Source organism: Epilithonimonas zeae (genome assembly GCF_023278365.1).
In the GTDB taxonomy this organism is placed as follows: Bacteria; Bacteroidota; Bacteroidia; order Flavobacteriales; family Weeksellaceae; genus Epilithonimonas; species Epilithonimonas zeae_A.
The window spans coordinates 1,893,315-1,909,342 of record NZ_CP075338.1 but is presented as its reverse complement, the minus strand read 5'-3'; the positions used below and the strand labels follow the sequence as shown (position 1 = coordinate 1,909,342).

The following is a 16,028-nucleotide window of genomic DNA, read 5'->3' as shown; positions in this document are numbered from 1 at the left end:
TGAAGGCGTTAATTTTTTTAAAAAGATATCATACATCAATTTTTATTTTGAATCATTCTAAGTAGATTTGCATCATTAAAATTATTTAAAACAATGAAAAAGGTATTATTATTAGCTGTATTGGTAAGCGGATTAGCTTTCGGACAAACTAAAAAATTAACAAGCTCAGACGTACACTGGTGGGGTTATAAAATTGCAAAAACAGAAGCATCTTCTCACGATGGAACTGTGAATGTAAAATCTGGAAACTTGGTTCTTAAAAACGGAGCTGTTGTAGGTGGAGATTTCGTATTGGATATGACGTCTATCAACGCAACGGACCTTTCTGGAGAATACCAAGGTAAATTGAACGGTCACTTGAAAAACGGTGATTTCTTCGAAGTTGAAAAATTCCCGACTGCAACTTACAAAATCACTTCTGTTAAGAAGAACTCTAACAAAGATTATAACTTTGTAGTAAACGGAAACCTGACTGTAAAAGGTAAAACTAACCCAGTTTCTTTCCCTGCAAAAATCACTGCTGCAAACGGCGTTGTGACTTTGGAATCTGACAAATTCTCTTTTGACAGACAAAAATTTGACGTAGCTTACAAATCTACAATGCAAGATGTTTTGGTAAAAGACGATGTTGATTTGAAAGTGAAAATCAGCGTAAAATAATTACCACAGTAATATATAAATATCAGGAGCAGAATTTTTTCTGCTCTTTTTTTGTTTTAAATTTGACATAATGAATTTTGATTGAATTCACGAGATTAGCATCATAAGAAACAGAAGCGCTAAAGAATTTATTTAAATTTAGCTAAGTTTCCTAGTCTTGAATTTTTGGTTCTTTTGTTTCAAGGCAAAAGAACAGTAAAGTAAAAAAATAATGAAACTATATACCATAAGCGGACTTGGGGCAGATGAAAAAGTTCTGGAAAAACTGACTTTCAATCCAAATATAGAAGTCGTTCACATTCCTTGGCTCATTCCGGATTTGAATGAGGATTTCCATCATTATGTTGCAAGAATGTCAGAAACCATAGATGATTCCGAAGATTTTTATTTGTTGGGATATTCCTTTGGTGGTATTATAGTTCAGGAGATTCATAAATTGAAGCCAGCAAAAAAAATTGTCATCTTGGGAAGTATCAAATGTGACAAGGAAAAGTCCAAACTCATAAAAGCCGGCGAAAAAATGAATGCTGTAAAGTATATCCCGAGACAATTTTTTGGTAGCAGCGGTTCGGTTTTATATATGTTTCTGAAAAAAATATTTGATTCCAAAAACGCCAATCTTTTACAATACTTTCGTTTCAAAGATCCATATTATCTCAAGTGGTCTATGGACAAAGTGGCGCATTGGAAATTCGATAAAATGCCGGATGTTATTCAGATTCTGGCAGACAAAGACATTGTTTTTCCAGTTAAAAATTCGCAACCTGATTTCGTGATTAAAAATGCCACCCATCTTTTCCCATTAACCAAAGCAAGACAAGTTTCCGAGATTCTAAAAAACATTTTCGTTTAAATTATTTGGGCAGCTTAATCCGTCTTCCGCTCCCAATCTTTTCACTCCACTTCGTTGCGTAAAAAGGATTTCCGCTCAAGCCGGGCTGCAGATTCGACTTTAAAAGAAGGTTTTAAGATAAAGTTGTATCAATTTCAAAAATCAATTACATTTACAAACGATAATTTTTTACAATTTAATGGAATCTATCAGTGTTTTTGATATCATAAAAATCGGGATCGGACCATCTTCATCCCACACAATGGGACCTTGGAATGCAGCGAAAATGTTTCTGGATTTGGTCAAACGAAATCATTCTTTACAAAACGCAAAAGAAGTTTTTGTAGAATTCTTTGGCTCGCTGGCAAAAACCGGAGTTGGGCACGGAACTGATATCGCAGGAATGCTTGGCTTAAGCGGAGAAAATTTCCGAACAATCGATACCAATAAGATTGATGAGAAAATTGAAAAAATAAAATCGGAACAAAAAATCCATCTTGGTGGAGAAGTTTGGCTGCCATTTATCTATGGACATCATTTGATTCTTAACAAAGAAAAATCTCTCGATTTTCATCCCAACGGAATGATTTTTAAAATTGTTTTTGAGAACGGTGAAGAGTTTAGTCAGGATTATTATTCAGTTGGAGGTGGATTTGTCGCAACCAAAGAAGATAATTCGATTGAGGAAAAATGTGTAAGAACTTTATATCCTTGTCATCACGGTAGTGATATTCTAAAATATTGTGAAAAACTTAATATTGATAAAATCTCAGATTTAGTTTTTCTTAATGAGGAATCATGGAGAACTCAGGAGGAAACACGTCAAAAAGCTTTAGAAATTTGGGATAATATCAAAGATTGTGTTTACAAAAGCATCAACAAAAAAGGAATTCTTCCAGGCGGTTTGAACGTTACAAGACGTGCTTCCGAAATGAATGAAAAACTACTCGGAACTCAGATTTACAAAAATAAAAATGAGTGGTTCGAGATGGTAAAAAATGAACAAAAAACTTTCAGTTCAGTTACCAAGTGGGTTTCTTGTTTTGCTCTAGCAGTGAACGAAGAAAACGCATCTTTCGGAAGAATTATCACAGCGCCAACCAATGGTGCCAGTGGAGTAATTCCTGCCGTTTTGATGTATGCTCAAACTTTTACAGAATTCAACTCGGAAGAAGATATTATTAGATTTCTTTTGGTTGCAGGAGAGATTGGAACTTTATTCAAAAAGAATGCAACTATTTCCGCTGCTATGGGCGGTTGTCAGGCAGAAGTTGGTGTTTCGTCAGCAATGGCCGCGGCTGGATTGACCGAGATTTCTGGTGGAACTCCTGGACAAGTTTTGATGGCAGCAGAAATCGCAATGGAACATCACCTTGGATTGACCTGTGATCCAATTGGTGGATTGGTTCAGATTCCTTGTATAGAACGAAATTCTATGGGCGCAATGAAAGCGATTACAGCAGCATCATTAGCTTTGGATGGTGATCCGACAAAAGCCAAAGTTTCATTAGACAGCGTAATCAAATCGATGTGGGAAACGGCTTTGGATATGAATTCAAAATACAAAGAAACTTCCGAAGGCGGTTTAGCTGTAGCTGTGAACGTTGCCGAATGTTAAATGAATTAATACTTTTTATATTCAGTAATTATTTAACTTCCCAATATTAATTTTCTGTAATAAAGAATCGTTAAAAAAGAAGTCGTTTTGTTAGCAAAAATAAAAATCGTACCTTTGCACCAAATTAGACGATCTTTAAATGAATTTATTTACGGAATCCAATCTTAGCGCTGAAGTTCTTCAGGCGATTGGCGACCTCGGCTTCGTAGAGCCGACAGAAATCCAAAAACAGACTATTCCTTTTATCTCTACAGATACTCGCGATCTTATCGCACTTGCGGCAACAGGAACAGGCAAAACAGCAGCATTTTCGCTTCCGATTTTGGATATGATAGACGACAACAGTCGTAAAATCCAATTATTGGTGCTTTGCCCTACTCGTGAACTTTGCCTTCAGATTACCAAAGACATCAAAAATTATACGAAATACCTAAAAAACATCAAGACTACAGCAGTCTATGGTGGTAGCAGTATTATGGATCAAATCCGATCTTTGAGAGACAAACCGCAAATCATTGTGGGAACTCCGGGACGTGTGATCGATATGATCGGCAGAAAAGCTTTAGATTTTTCTGAAGTACAATGGGTTGTTTTGGATGAGGCTGATGAAATGTTATCAATGGGTTTCAAAGATGATTTGGAAACTATTCTTAGCGAAACTCCAGAAACCAAGCAGACTTTTTTGTTCTCTGCAACGATGAACAAAGAAGTGGAGCGTATTTCTAAAAATTATTTGACCAATCCTCACAGAATTTCTGTTGGATCTATCAATGCAGTTAAGAAAAACATCAAGCACGAATATTATGTGGTTGGCTATAGACAGAAAAAAGAAGCTTTGAAGCGATTGATTGATGCCAATCCGAATCAATATTCAATTATCTTTTGCAGAACCAGAATGGAAACTCAGGAAATTGCAGACTTCTTGATGCAGAATGGTTATGCAGCAGATGCACTTCACGGTGATCTTTCTCAAGCGCAGAGAGATACAGTGATGAAGAAATTCAGATTGAAAAACATTGATATCTTGGTTGCTACAGACGTTGCAGCTAGAGGTTTGGATGTGGATTCTTTGACACACGTTATTCATTTTTCTTTACCGGATGATCCAGAGGTTTTCGTTCACAGAAGTGGAAGAACAGGACGTGCTGGTAAAGACGGAATTTCTATGGCTCTTATAAAACCAGAAGAATCTAGAAAATTGAAGCAAATCAAATCTGAAACTAAAATCGATATTGAGGAGAAAAAAATCCCGACTGGAAAAGATATTATCAAAGCTCAGGTTGGCGGTGTTTTCGAAAAATTATTGACAGAACACGAAGACATATTCGAGTTTGATGATTCTTTGATTCCTGATCTTTCCAGCTTTACTAAAGAAGAATTGGTTCATCAGTTACTACAATTCCAACTGAAAGATCTTGCGACTTATTATAAAGACAGAAACGATATCCAACAGCAAGAATTCAATACTAGAGGAGACGACAGAGGTAGCAGAAGAGAAAGAGGAAGAGAGCGTGAAAGAAACGGAGAGCCTAGAGAAAGAAGAGAACGTGGTGAGAGAAATGACAGAGGAGGAAGACCAAGAAAAAAGAATGAAGATATGGTAAGATTCTTCTTTAACCTTGGGAAAAGAGACCAATTGAAAAAAGTGGATATGCTTGACATCATTAATAAAGCGACTTCAAAATCCAAAAAAAGAGCTGATATTGGCAATATTGAGATCTTGGATAAGTTCAGCTTTTTCGAAATAGAAAAGTCTTTCAAGAATGAAGTTATGAATGGATTAACTGAGATGAAATTTCGGGGAAAAGAAATGCGCGCCGAAGTTGCAAATTAATCCTAAAACATTCATAAATAGTTAAAATGATATTTGTAAAAACCTGCTAATCAGCAGGTTTTTGTTGTTTTTAATCTTAATGATTATTTAACATAAAAATTTTCATTGCCTTTTGTTTTTTATCATATTTGCAGAAATTAATCCGAAATAATGGGAATAGGCAATCTTTTCAGAGCATTTCAACCGAAAGATAAAATCTTTTTTGATCTGTTTCTTCGAGTGGCAGATAACTTAGTAGAAATGTCCAAAACGTTTCACGACGGTTTGCTGGATTTTGATATCAATGATGAAACTTTGTTGAATCAAATGAGCGATTATGAACATAAATTGGATGATCTTACCCACGAGATTTTTGTTCAATTGGGAGAAAATTTTATCACGCCATTTGACAGAGAAGATATCAACTATCTGGCTTCTGGTTTGGATGATATTGCTGATTATATCTACGCTTCTGCAAAATATATTTATCTATACAAGAGCCCGGACAACAAAGTTTATTCTGAGTTTTCTCTTCTGATCCACAAATCTTGTCTAGAGATTAAGAAAGCTTTGGAAAATTTGAAAGACTTCAAAAATCCAAACGAGGTGAGAGAATCTTGTATCAAGATCAATTCTTACGAGAATATTGCGGATGACGTTCTTAGTCAGGCTATTGTGAAGTTATTTGAAACCAATGATGCATTGTTGATTATCAAGCAAAAATCTATTCTTGATTATTTGGAAATTGTGACGGATAAAGCAGAAGATGTTGCCAACACAATGGAAAGCATAGTTATCAAATACGCATAAGCGCGCGACCAAAAATTAAAAACGAATGGATTTTCCAATTCTACTCATTATTATTATCGCATTAGCGCTGATATTTGATTATATCAATGGTTTTCACGATGCTGCCAATTCTATCGCAACCATTGTTTCTACAAAAGTACTGACGCCTTTTCAAGCTGTTCTTTGGGCCGCATTTTGGAATTTTGCAGCGTTTTTTATCGCTGCTTATGTTGTAGGCGAATTCAAAATTGGTAATACCATTGCTAAAACGGTGGATGAAAACTTCATCACACTGGAAGTAATCTTTGCGGGATTAATTGCTGCAATTGCTTGGAATCTATTGACTTGGTGGTTTGGGATCCCTTCATCATCATCACATACTTTGATTGGTGGATTTATCGGAGCTGCATTGATGCACGCCTTGATTTCTGACTATCATCTGATTGCAATCACGCATCCGGAATATTCTTTTTTCGAAAAAGCTTATCAGGCATTTGTCCAGCTTTTTTCGCAGAATGTGGTCAAGTATAAAGTGGTAATTCCTATATTCTTATTCATTTTTATGGCGCCGTTTATAGGGATGATTATTTCAATTATCATTACTTTAATCATTGTAAATATTTGTAAAAAAGCAAATCCTCATAAAGCGGAACGTGTTTTCAAAAAATTACAGTTAGTGTCTTCTGCGTTATTCAGTCTTGGACACGGAACCAATGATGCTCAAAAAGTAATGGGAATTATTGGAGCAGCGATGATCTATTTCCACGTGAATATGATGAAAGATCCAATGTATCTTAATGTTGCTGAGGCGGACCGTTTCAACTTCTTTGCAGACCATTATCTTTGGGTTCCTGTAGTGTCATTTCTTGCAATTGCATTAGGAACTATGAGTGGCGGTTGGAAGATTATCAAGACAATGGGAACTAGAATTACTAAAGTAACACCATTGGAAGGTGTAGCGGCAGAAACTGCTGGAGCCATTACGCTTTTTATCACAGAACAATTGAGAATTCCAGTTTCTACAACGCATACCGTTACAGGTTCCATCATTGGTGTTGGGTTGACGAAAAGAGTTTCTGCAGTAAGATGGGGAGTTACAGTCAGCTTACTTTGGGCTTGGATTTTAACGATTCCTATTAGTGCAATTGTTGCAGGAATTACTTATTTGCTTGTGGCATTAATATTCTAATAGATTTTTGATGTAATCTTTATAATTCCGTCCGATGGGAATTTGATTTCCTTGAATTTCTACAGATTGCGAATCAAAAAAATCTATTTTGGATTTTGAAACAATAAAAGAACGATGAATACGAATAAAATCCGAAGACAGAATTTTTTCTAATTCACTAATAGAATGTCTGGTTATGATTGTTCTTTCTTTTAAAACAATTTTGATATTCTCCTTCTGACTCTCGATATAAAGAATCTCATCAACCTGAATTTTTGCTCTTTTCTTATTAACCGTGAAGAACAAAGATTCAGGTTGATTTGTTATATGGCTTTCTGGTTTTGGAGCAATTGGTAAAGCTTTTTGTACCGCTGCCACAAACCTTTCAAACGCAATAGGTTTCAGCAAGTAATCCAAAACCTGATACTGATAACTTTCCACAGCAAACTCATGATAAGCAGTTGTAATAATCACTTTCGGCGGATTTTTGATTGCTGATAAAAAATCCAAACCTTTGATTTTGGGTAAATGTATATCCAGAAACATCAAATCGATTTGATTTTCATTAAGTTTTTGCATAGCACTAATCGCATCATTGCAAACAGCAATTAACTCCAAAAAAGGAATTTGCTGAATATAATCTTTCATTATATTCACTGCCAGCGGCTCGTCTTCAACTATTATACATTTCAGGTTCATAGGAATTCAAATTGATGTAAAGTGTGGCTGTGAATATATTATTTTCTGCTTCGGTGTGCAAACGGAAGTCGTTGTAGACAAGTTTCAATTGTCTTTCAAAATTAATCAAACCAATACCTTTACTTTCTTCGTTATCATTTTTTTCAAAAGAATTAATGACGCTGTAATTCAGAATATTATTCTTAAGTTCGAGATTGATTTTAATAAATTTATTGTCTGTACTTTCACTTGCGCCGTGTTTGAAAGCATTTTCCAAAAAAGGAAGCAATATTAAGGGTAAAACAGAATCTTGATTATCTGTAACTGAATTCTGAAATTCAATTTTTAAACGCTCGTCAAAACGTATTTTCTGAATTTCCAGGTAAGTATTCATAAACTGAATTTCCTTGGAAATCGGAATGAATTTTTCCTTAGTTTCATACAACATAAACCGCAAAAGACTTGATAATTTTAAAATGACATCTGCCGTTTTATCTGATTTTTCCCTTGCAAGAGAATAGATATTATTAAGTGTATTAAACAAAAAATGCGGGTTGATTTGGGATTTGAGGAAATTGAGTTCTGCTTCTGTTTTTTCTTTAATTAATAATATTTCCCGTTGTTTTAGTTTTTGACTGGCAGAATACTCATAAAGTGCAATCATCACACAAGCCAGGAAAATCTTGTCCATAAAAGAATTTAAAATTCCGCCATAACCATAGATTCCGACAATCTCAAGATGTGGATAAATATAAGGCACAATAAGATGAACCAAAAAAACATAGCCAAGAACCGAAAATAATATTAATGTAACTGATAATGATATGATTAATTTGATATTACTTTTCTTATCCCTTAATCTTGAAATAAAATATAACATCAGATATCCCATCGGCATTTTGATAAGCAATATCGTCAGGAATTCTTCCAGAAAAGCGTGAACTAATGTTGAATATACGGACTGTTTATACTGGATTTCCATCCAGTAATATTCGGTATAAACTTCTAATATCAAATAGAATAGCCAAAAAATGAAATGTCTTATGAATCGTTTTTTCATAAAGTAAAACTACGTTTTTTAGCTTTCAGATTTTCAAGATTGTCACAAACTACAGTTTTTAATAAACCAATGATTCTCTTTTTGATATAAACGGATTGGATGCTGTAAGGCAACTTAAAATGGTTGTATATGATTCTTGGTAAGTTATATGTCATAAGTCGCTTTTTTTGATCTTTTTACATATTAATTTTAATAAAAAAAATGAAAAAAGGATTACTATTTATTTTGTCGTTTGTCTTTTGTGAAATGTTCTTTGGACAATGGACAACAGGAGCAGATATGCCGGAAGGGATAAGAGCTGGAAACACAATTTCTTATTCTGATGCCGACAATAATGCTTATATGTATGTTATTGGCGGTAGAAACGATCAGGAAGTTATTTCTAACAAAACCTATCGTTATAACATCAAAACCAATACCTGGGATACAAGACAGAATGTTCCCACTCCAATTTTAGGGGCAGCCAGCGCAAGAATTGGTGACAATATTTTCATCATCGGAGGAATGGTTACAACGCCCGGAACTGTTACACGGAAAGTTTATAAATATAATATTGAAAATGATATCTGGAGTAATGTGGCAGATTTTCCAAGAGCATTTACAGACGGTGATGCGATTCCTTACCAGGACAGTTTGATTTACGTCGTTGGGAGTTATAACTCAGAAAAGACTTTTGTTTATAATATCAATAATAATAAATGGAGGGAATGTAATGCTGTTCCATCGCCGGGAACTTCACTTTCTTATGGTGCGCTTTCGGTTTCGGGAAATAAACTGATTTATGTCGGCGGTTCCAACGGAACTTTTTCCACAACTTATTGGGACAATGTCTGGATTGGCGAGATTGACCAAAATAACCGTTCGCTTGTCAATTGGACTCAGGGAACTTCCTTTCCGGGTGGGACGCGTACTTTCTTCGAACTTCAGCCTTGGAACAACGGGCTGATTCTGATTGGAGGAACTACAGATAATACTTTTGATACTTATACCAATGAAAATTATTTTTATGATTTCCAGAATAATGCTTGGTCTCAGTTAACCAATAAGCCAACAGCCTGGAACACGGGAAATGCGGCTTCAATTTTTATGGATGGAAGTTGGAAATTGATTTGTTCCGGAGGATTTGAACAGCAATATTTGAAGAAGACAGAAATCTATTCCCAGGAAAATCTATCCGTTTCTAATTCCGAAAACGCTTGTCAACTCAAAAATCTGAAAACTATTAATGGAACTCATCCGAGATTGAATTTTTGTCTTTCCGAAAATGGAGCAACACATCTTGAAATTTGGGATATACAAGGCAGAAAAATAAGAGACGAAATCAAAATTGCTGATAAAAAAGGTCAATATTCTTTTTCTCTTGCCAAAGAAGGTCTGAAGACGGGGCTTTATATTATTAAATTAAGTCAAAATCAAACTTCAGTTTCAAAAAAAATGCAGATAATTAATTGATTGTTGTTGATTAAATATTAAATTCAGTTTCAAAGAAATACTCCGGCAGTTTGTCGGAGTATTTTATTTGAAAAGTGTTTTAAAATCGTATTTTTGCCTTAAACAAGTTTTTAAATGGAATTTCTAGACCAGTATCAGAAAATTGTAGCAGACGCTATAGAAAAACATACTTTTACCCATAAGCCGGATGAGTTGTATCATCCTATGAACTACATTATTTCACACGGCGGAAAAAGACTTCGCCCCATAATGTTGTTGATGGCTTGCGATCTTTTTAACGGTGATTTGGACAAAGCATTGAAACCTTCTTTGGCGATTGAATTCTTTCATAATTTCACATTAATTCACGATGATATTATGGATGAAGCACCATTAAGAAGAAACAAACCGACAATTCATACACTTCACGGGATCAATGTTGGAATACTTTCCGGAGACGCTCTTTTGATTAAAGCTTATCAATTCTTCGAAGACTTGGAACCGGAATTATTTAAAAAATGTATCAAAATATTTTCAGAAACAGGTGCTGTTCTTTGTGAAGGTCAACAGTTTGATATCAATTTCGAAAACAGAACTGATGTAAGTTACGAGGATTATATTCAGATGATTACTTTCAAAACGGGTGTTTTGAGCGCATCATCTTTCCAAATCGGAGCTCTGATTGCTGGTGCGTCGGAAGAAGATGCAGAAGCGATGTATAACTTCGGTAAACATATCGGGATTGCGTTCCAAATTATGGATGATTACTTGGATGTTTTCGGAAATCAGGAACAATTTGGTAAAAAACATGCTGGTGATATTTACGAAAATAAAAAAACCATTCTTTATCTTTTGGCTTTGGAGCATTCCAACGAGCAGGAATTGTCTGAACTGAATTACTGGTATTCTAAAAAAACAGATAATGTTGATAAAGTTTACAGCGTTGAGAAAATCTTCCGACGAACAAAAGTAGATGACAAAGTTTTGAGATTAATCCAAAAACATAATGAGATTGGACAATCTTACTTAGATAAAATCAATCTTCCAGACGAGAGTAAATTACCATTCAGAGAATTGGCAAATTATCTTTTGAGAAGAGAGTCTTAATATAATAATGTATCAGTTTACCAGTCTAACAATGAATTTGGCTATGGTAAATTGTTACACTGATAAATTCTTACATTTAAAATAATGAAATTCCGTACAGAAGTAGAGATTAATGAAAGTGGAAAAAAAATAGGTATCGAAGATTGTATATTCTCGATTGGTTCTTGTTTTGCGACAGAGATGCACGAGAAATTTTCTGAAGGTCAAATCCAATCTCTCAACAATCCATTTGGAACGATTTTCAATCCGTATTCTATTTTTCAGGCTGTTCAGCAGATTTATGATGCGAAGGAATATCATGAAATTGATTTGATTTTGGCTAATGAGAATTACATCAGTTTAGATCATCATTCGTCTTTTGATTCCAGATATGCGCACAAATCTTTGGAGAAAATCAATCAAAATATAGAAGAAGCTAATCAGTTTTTGCAGAGTACAGACTTTGTTATAATCACGTTTGGAACATCTTATATTTATGAGTTTTTGCCGAAAAACAGATTGGTAGCCAATTGTCATAAGATTCCACAAAAGTTTTTTGAAAAACGATTTTTATCTCATCAGGAACTTACAGATTCCATCAATAAAACCATCGAAATTCTAAAAGATATTTGTAAAGATGATGTTCAGATTTTATTCACTGTTTCGCCGGTTCGTCACACCAAAGACGGAATTGTAGAAAATCAATTAAGTAAATCAAAACTGATTACTGCCATTCACGAATCGATTTCAGGAAAAGAAAATTGTAGTTATTTGCCGGTTTATGAGATTTTGATGGATGATCTTCGGGATTATCGTTTTTACAAAGATGATTTGATTCATCCTAATTCTCAGGCTGTTCAATACATTTGGGAAAAATTTGGAAATGCTTATTTTTCTGATGAGACTAAGGTTTTCATCAATGAAAATAACAAAATCTTAACTGCGCTAAATCATAAGACCAATGACGACAAGAATCCAAAATATCAGGAGTTTTTGGATAAAATCAATCAGAAAAAGATTGAGCAACAAAAGAAAGTTAAGCATAAAATATTTTAGTAATTATTAATTATAAATGATGAATTATAAATTTTCACATTTTGAATCATCATTTATTACTCATCATTCATCATTAATATGATTGACACTCATACCCATTTATATTCTGACCAATTCGATAAAGACCGTTCTGAAATGATTCAACGGGCTTTGGATAAAGGCGTGGAAAAATTCTTTCTCCCTGCAATTGATTCTGAAACACACGACAAAATGCTCTTATTAGAATCTGAATATCCAGGGGAAATATTTTCAATGATGGGACTTCATCCTTGTTCTGTAAAACCAGAATCTTGGGAATACGAATTACAATTAGTTAAAAATTATCTGGATCAAAGAGATTTTGTAGCGATTGGTGAAATCGGGATTGATTTATATTGGGACAAATCGACTTTGGATATTCAGGTTAAAGCTTTTGAACAGCAGATTGATTGGGCGATAGAAAAAGATTTACCAATCGTCATCCATACCAGAGAAAGCTTTGAAGAAACTTTTGAAGTTCTGGAAAGAAAAAAGCATCCGAAACTTCGTGGGATTTTCCATTGTTTTTCAGGAAATTTGGAGCAGGCAAATCACACCATAGAGCTTAATTTCATTTTGGGAATCGGTGGAGTAGTGACCTTCAAAAATGGAAAAATAGATCAATTCTTGAATGAAATTGCTTTAGATAAAATCGTTTTGGAAACAGATTCTCCTTATCTCGCACCGGTTCCATTCCGAGGAAAACGAAATGAAAGTGCTTATGTGGAATTGGTTGCTGGAAAACTGGTAGATATCTACAAAACAGACTTTTCGAAAATTGATCGGATTACAACTGAGAATGCTTTGAAGTTGTTTAGAATTTAATAACATTAATCAGAAAGCAGAAACAAAAATAGTATTTAGTTAAAATATAAGTCATTATGAGAAAACTTTTATTTTTATTTATTTTAATATATAATTTCTGTTCTTCACAGCAGAGAAATCAGCCTGTAGAAATTAAAACAAGTTCAGATTATACGCATACAACTGGCGTGATTTTTCCAAAAGAATGGAATGGTTTTAAAAGAGACAGATTGGTTTACTATGACTCCAAAAACTATAATATTGGCGCAACATACTATTTTAAGGCGAATAAAAAAGTCACAAATATTAGTATCTATATTTATCCTGCAGAAGTTTCTAATGAAAATCTAAGAGACCAATTTTTATCTTTCAAAGAAGTTGTCAATAGAAATGCCACAAATCATCCAGAAATTTCACCTGAGTTTGTAAAATTAAAATCGGAAAAAGTAATCGTAAACGGATTAAAATCATATTTCGATTACAATATTATTGTTCCTGACTTTATGAAAGGTCAGAAGGATCAAAACAATAAATCTTTATTTTCGGTTTATGATTGCGGAAAATGGAATGTTAAGTTTAGGATTAGTGTAGAAAATGGAGATTTTGAGCGAGTAAAACAATTGGAAAATGCTGTAATGGCTTCTTTTGAACCTATTAAAATTGCAGAAAAATATCAAATTGAGAGTGGCAAAAATGCTAAAATTCTTATTTCAAAAACGGCACAAAGAGATTCTTTAATGCTAAAATCTACAATCGAAGAAGCAGAAGCAAAAAAAGAATGGCTAAATGCTAACAAAAGTGTCGAAGAATTATCTGCTGGTTTCAGTGATTTCGAAATTGAATCTTATGTCAGCGCAATTCAACAAAAACTCAAATTTTATAATGACAACAAAGATAAAATGATAGGAAACGAGAAAACAAAAACCTATTTTGAAAGTCTTCAAAAAATTTTTGACAAGGGATTTCTGAAGGATTTTATTTATTCACAAACCTTTGGAGTTGTTATTTATCCAGATGGAGAAAATCGAAAAAATCTTTATTCTGATTTCATAAAACAAAATAATATTCCGGAAGATGTAATCGAATTGATGTATAGAATTTATTATTAAGACTTCAAATTTTAAGATTTAAAATAAAAAAATAGCCGAATTATTTCGGCTATTTCAATTTATTTCTTTCTGAAAAATCCTTTATTTTTAGGTTTCTTAAAACCGATTTCAGTTTTTGCCTGAGGTTTTGGTCTCGGAGTAAAAGGCTTATTATTACTGTCTCTTTTCTGTTCTACGAGATTATCTGTATGATAAGGATGATCTTTTACAACAGGGATTTTCTTGCCAATCAGTTTTTCTGTACTTCTAAGATTAGCCAAATCCAATCCATCAACAAATGAAAAAGAAGTTCCTTCTGAGCCTGCTCTACCAGTTCGTCCGATTCTGTGAACATAGGTCTCAGAAACATCGGATAATTCATAATTCACAACATATTTCAGCTCATCGATGTCAATTCCTCTGGCTGCAATATCTGTCGCAACCAGAACTCTTGTTTTTTTTGATTTGAAGTTGGATAGTGCGTTTTGTCTTGCATTCTGAGATTTGTTTCCGTGTATCGCTTCAGCAGAAATTTTGGATTGATGAAGTTTTCTGGCAATTTTGTCCGCACCGTGTTTAGTTCTGGAAAATACCAAAACCTGATCCAATTTTGGGTCTTCCAAAAGGTGAATTAACAAATCGGTTTTATTAGAATTATCAACAAAATAAATACTTTGCTGAATTGTGTCTGCAGTGGAAGAAACCGGAGCAACTTCTACTTTTACAGGATTTACCAAGATCTCAGAAGCTAAATTGGCAATTTCTTTCGGCATAGTTGCAGAAAAGAAAAGGTTTTGTCTTTTGGCGGGAATTATTTTCAGGATTTTCTTCACATCGTGTACGAAACCCATATCCAACATTCTGTCAGCCTCATCCAAAACAAAAATCTGTAGGTGATGAAGTTTGATAATCCCTTGAGAAATAAAATCCAACAATCTTCCCGGAGTAGCAATCAAGATGTCTACACCTCTTTTAAGTTGCTGTTCCTGCGCGTGTTGTTTTACACCACCAAAGATCACCAATGATTTTAATTTCAAGTGCTTTCCGTAAGCCTGGAAATTCTCTTCAATTTGGATCGCTAATTCTCTTGTTGGTGTAAGAATCAGTGCTTTGATTTGGTTTCTATGTTGGTCTTTTTCTGAAAGATTTTGTAGAATAGGAATCGCAAACGCAGCAGTTTTTCCTGTCCCTGTCTGTGCGCTTCCCAAAAGATCTTTTTTCTGTAAGATAGATGGGATTGCTTTTTCTTGTATTGGTGTCGGCTGTTCGTAGCCTTGTGCTTTTAATGCATCTAATATTGGCTTAATCAAGCCTAATTCTTCGAAATTCAAATGAAATGTTTTAAGTGTAAATAAAAAAATCCCTTCAATTCAGAAGGAATTTATGTTTTGCAAAGTTAAGTTATTTAAAATAAAGTTATTAGTTAACTTTTTGCCAGTTTTGTTTTTTCTTTAATTCAGTAATATAAGTGATAAGAGAAGTTAGATTTTCAGGTTTTTCACCTGCAGACAAAGCTATATCTTTTTTGCTACCATCTGAAAAATAAACTCTGAGGTTACTTTTAGAAGCGTCCATAATTCTTTTATCTATGTAACTGTCTGATAATGATTTTACATTAGCAACGTCTGTTAAAGTAATCAACTTATCATAATCTGCCGGACTGATTGTAGATTTGAAAGTTCCTTCTCTTGGTTTGTCCAAATCGCCTTTACCTTCTCCTTGAGAAAAATTAAAGTGTTCTGCCTCGAGAACAGCATTTTTATCTGTGTCAATCGTTATCTTGTAAATAGGACAAAATCCGAAGCAAGGCCCAACTTCATATTCTATTTTAGAATACTTTGAAGTTTGAGAAGTACCGCAGGACATTAGTCCAATCAATAGCAAAAGGCTTAGTAAATATTTCATTGTCAATTTTTTGTTCAACAGC

16 protein-coding genes are annotated in these 16,028 nt (G+C 34.1%); 11 read left to right on the top strand and 5 right to left on the bottom strand.

The window, feature by feature from the left end:
• Positions 1 to 93 precede the first annotated feature (93 nt).
• The 6 genes from KI430_RS08485 (at position 94) to KI430_RS08460 (ending at position 6,901) form a co-directional block, all read left to right on the top strand.
• The gene (locus tag KI430_RS08485; RefSeq protein WP_248878115.1) at positions 94 to 660 is read left to right on the top strand and encodes a YceI family protein; all 567 of its coding nucleotides are present in this window, start codon (positions 94 to 96) and stop codon (positions 658 to 660) included.
• A 211-nt stretch (positions 661 to 871) separates the two neighbouring features.
• Complete coding sequence (locus KI430_RS08480; protein ID WP_248878114.1) at positions 872 to 1,513, top strand: alpha/beta hydrolase; 642 nt, start codon at positions 872 to 874, stop codon at positions 1,511 to 1,513.
• A 178-nt stretch (positions 1,514 to 1,691) separates the two neighbouring features.
• Positions 1,692 to 3,110, top strand: coding sequence for an L-serine ammonia-lyase (locus KI430_RS08475; protein ID WP_248878112.1), 1,419 nt, complete (start codon positions 1,692 to 1,694; stop codon positions 3,108 to 3,110).
• Positions 3,111 to 3,249: 139 nt separating this feature from the next.
• The gene (locus KI430_RS08470) at positions 3,250 to 4,944 is read left to right on the top strand and encodes a DEAD/DEAH box helicase (RefSeq protein WP_248878110.1); all 1,695 of its coding nucleotides are present in this window, start codon (positions 3,250 to 3,252) and stop codon (positions 4,942 to 4,944) included.
• A gap of 150 nt (positions 4,945 to 5,094) precedes the next feature.
• Positions 5,095 to 5,733: a DUF47 domain-containing protein gene (locus KI430_RS08465; protein ID WP_074233162.1), complete on the top strand. Its 639-nt coding sequence runs from the start codon at positions 5,095 to 5,097 to the stop codon at positions 5,731 to 5,733.
• 25 nt (positions 5,734 to 5,758) lie between these two features.
• A complete protein-coding gene (locus KI430_RS08460; protein WP_248878108.1) occupies positions 5,759 to 6,901 on the top strand; it encodes an inorganic phosphate transporter in 1,143 nt (380 codons plus the stop codon).
• Here the strand turns inward: KI430_RS08460 and KI430_RS08455 are convergent.
• The 3 genes from KI430_RS08455 to KI430_RS08445 are packed head-to-tail and all read right to left on the bottom strand — an operon-like array spanning position 6,890 to position 8,773.
• Positions 6,890 to 7,528, bottom strand: coding sequence for a LytR/AlgR family response regulator transcription factor (locus KI430_RS08455; RefSeq protein WP_248878106.1), 639 nt, complete (start codon positions 7,526 to 7,528; stop codon positions 6,890 to 6,892). The genes KI430_RS08460 and KI430_RS08455 overlap by 12 nt on opposite strands.
• A 25-nt stretch (positions 7,529 to 7,553) precedes the next feature.
• The gene (locus KI430_RS08450) at positions 7,554 to 8,618 is read right to left on the bottom strand and encodes a sensor histidine kinase (RefSeq protein ID WP_248878104.1); all 1,065 of its coding nucleotides are present in this window, start codon (positions 8,616 to 8,618) and stop codon (positions 7,554 to 7,556) included.
• Entirely contained in the window at positions 8,615 to 8,773 is a 159-nt protein-coding gene (locus KI430_RS08445; protein WP_248878102.1) for a hypothetical protein, read from the bottom strand. Before KI430_RS08445 ends, KI430_RS08450 begins: the two co-directional genes overlap by 4 nt.
• A gap of 46 nt (positions 8,774 to 8,819) precedes the next feature.
• Here KI430_RS08445 and KI430_RS08440 point away from each other — a divergent pair, with 46 nt between their 5' ends.
• The 5 genes from KI430_RS08440 (at position 8,820) to KI430_RS08420 (ending at position 14,122) form a co-directional block, all read left to right on the top strand.
• A complete protein-coding gene (locus tag KI430_RS08440; protein ID WP_248878100.1) occupies positions 8,820 to 10,070 on the top strand; it encodes a kelch repeat-containing protein in 1,251 nt (416 codons plus the stop codon).
• 114 nt (positions 10,071 to 10,184) lie between these two features.
• Complete coding sequence (locus KI430_RS08435) at positions 10,185 to 11,156, top strand: polyprenyl synthetase family protein (protein WP_248878098.1); 972 nt, start codon at positions 10,185 to 10,187, stop codon at positions 11,154 to 11,156.
• 84 nt (positions 11,157 to 11,240) lie between these two features.
• Complete coding sequence (locus KI430_RS08430) at positions 11,241 to 12,191, top strand: GSCFA domain-containing protein (RefSeq protein ID WP_248878095.1); 951 nt, start codon at positions 11,241 to 11,243, stop codon at positions 12,189 to 12,191.
• 78 nt (positions 12,192 to 12,269) lie between these two features.
• Positions 12,270 to 13,034 carry a TatD family hydrolase gene (locus KI430_RS08425; RefSeq protein ID WP_248878093.1) on the top strand — a complete coding sequence of 255 codons (765 nt, stop codon included), beginning with the start codon at positions 12,270 to 12,272 and terminating at the stop codon, positions 13,032 to 13,034.
• Between the two features lie 56 nt (positions 13,035 to 13,090).
• Entirely contained in the window at positions 13,091 to 14,122 is a 1,032-nt protein-coding gene (locus KI430_RS08420) for a hypothetical protein (RefSeq protein ID WP_248878091.1), read from the top strand.
• Positions 14,123 to 14,181: 59 nt separating this feature from the next.
• On the opposite strand, the gene KI430_RS08415 is transcribed toward KI430_RS08420, so the two are convergent.
• On the bottom strand, positions 14,182 to 15,432 hold the full coding sequence (locus KI430_RS08415) for a DEAD/DEAH box helicase (RefSeq protein ID WP_248878089.1): 1,251 nt from the start codon (positions 15,430 to 15,432) through the stop codon (positions 14,182 to 14,184).
• Between the two features lie 88 nt (positions 15,433 to 15,520).
• Positions 15,521 to 16,006 (bottom strand): DUF6438 domain-containing protein, encoded by a 486-nt coding sequence (locus KI430_RS08410; RefSeq protein ID WP_248878088.1) that lies wholly within the window; start codon positions 16,004 to 16,006, stop codon positions 15,521 to 15,523.
• Positions 16,007 to 16,028: the final 22 nt, after the last annotated feature.

Coding starts and splice junctions, on each gene's coding strand:
- KI430_RS08425 (WP_248878093.1), top strand. CDS start 12,270: ATGATTGACACTCATACCCATTTATATTCTGACCAATTCGATAAAGAC.
- KI430_RS08430 (WP_248878095.1), top strand. CDS start 11,241: ATGAAATTCCGTACAGAAGTAGAGATTAATGAAAGTGGAAAAAAAATA.
- KI430_RS08475 (WP_248878112.1), top strand. CDS start 1,692: ATGGAATCTATCAGTGTTTTTGATATCATAAAAATCGGGATCGGACCA.
- KI430_RS08470 (WP_248878110.1), top strand. CDS start 3,250: ATGAATTTATTTACGGAATCCAATCTTAGCGCTGAAGTTCTTCAGGCG.
- KI430_RS08410 (WP_248878088.1), bottom strand. CDS start 16,006: ATGAAATATTTACTAAGCCTTTTGCTATTGATTGGACTAATGTCCTGC.
- KI430_RS08460 (WP_248878108.1), top strand. CDS start 5,759: ATGGATTTTCCAATTCTACTCATTATTATTATCGCATTAGCGCTGATA.
- KI430_RS08440 (WP_248878100.1), top strand. CDS start 8,820: ATGAAAAAAGGATTACTATTTATTTTGTCGTTTGTCTTTTGTGAAATG.
- KI430_RS08420 (WP_248878091.1), top strand. CDS start 13,091: ATGAGAAAACTTTTATTTTTATTTATTTTAATATATAATTTCTGTTCT.
- KI430_RS08450 (WP_248878104.1), bottom strand. CDS start 8,618: ATGAAAAAACGATTCATAAGACATTTCATTTTTTGGCTATTCTATTTG.
- KI430_RS08445 (WP_248878102.1), bottom strand. CDS start 8,773: ATGACATATAACTTACCAAGAATCATATACAACCATTTTAAGTTGCCT.
- KI430_RS08435 (WP_248878098.1), top strand. CDS start 10,185: ATGGAATTTCTAGACCAGTATCAGAAAATTGTAGCAGACGCTATAGAA.
- KI430_RS08485 (WP_248878115.1), top strand. CDS start 94: ATGAAAAAGGTATTATTATTAGCTGTATTGGTAAGCGGATTAGCTTTC.
- KI430_RS08465 (WP_074233162.1), top strand. CDS start 5,095: ATGGGAATAGGCAATCTTTTCAGAGCATTTCAACCGAAAGATAAAATC.
- KI430_RS08480 (WP_248878114.1), top strand. CDS start 872: ATGAAACTATATACCATAAGCGGACTTGGGGCAGATGAAAAAGTTCTG.
- KI430_RS08455 (WP_248878106.1), bottom strand. CDS start 7,528: ATGAAAGATTATATTCAGCAAATTCCTTTTTTGGAGTTAATTGCTGTT.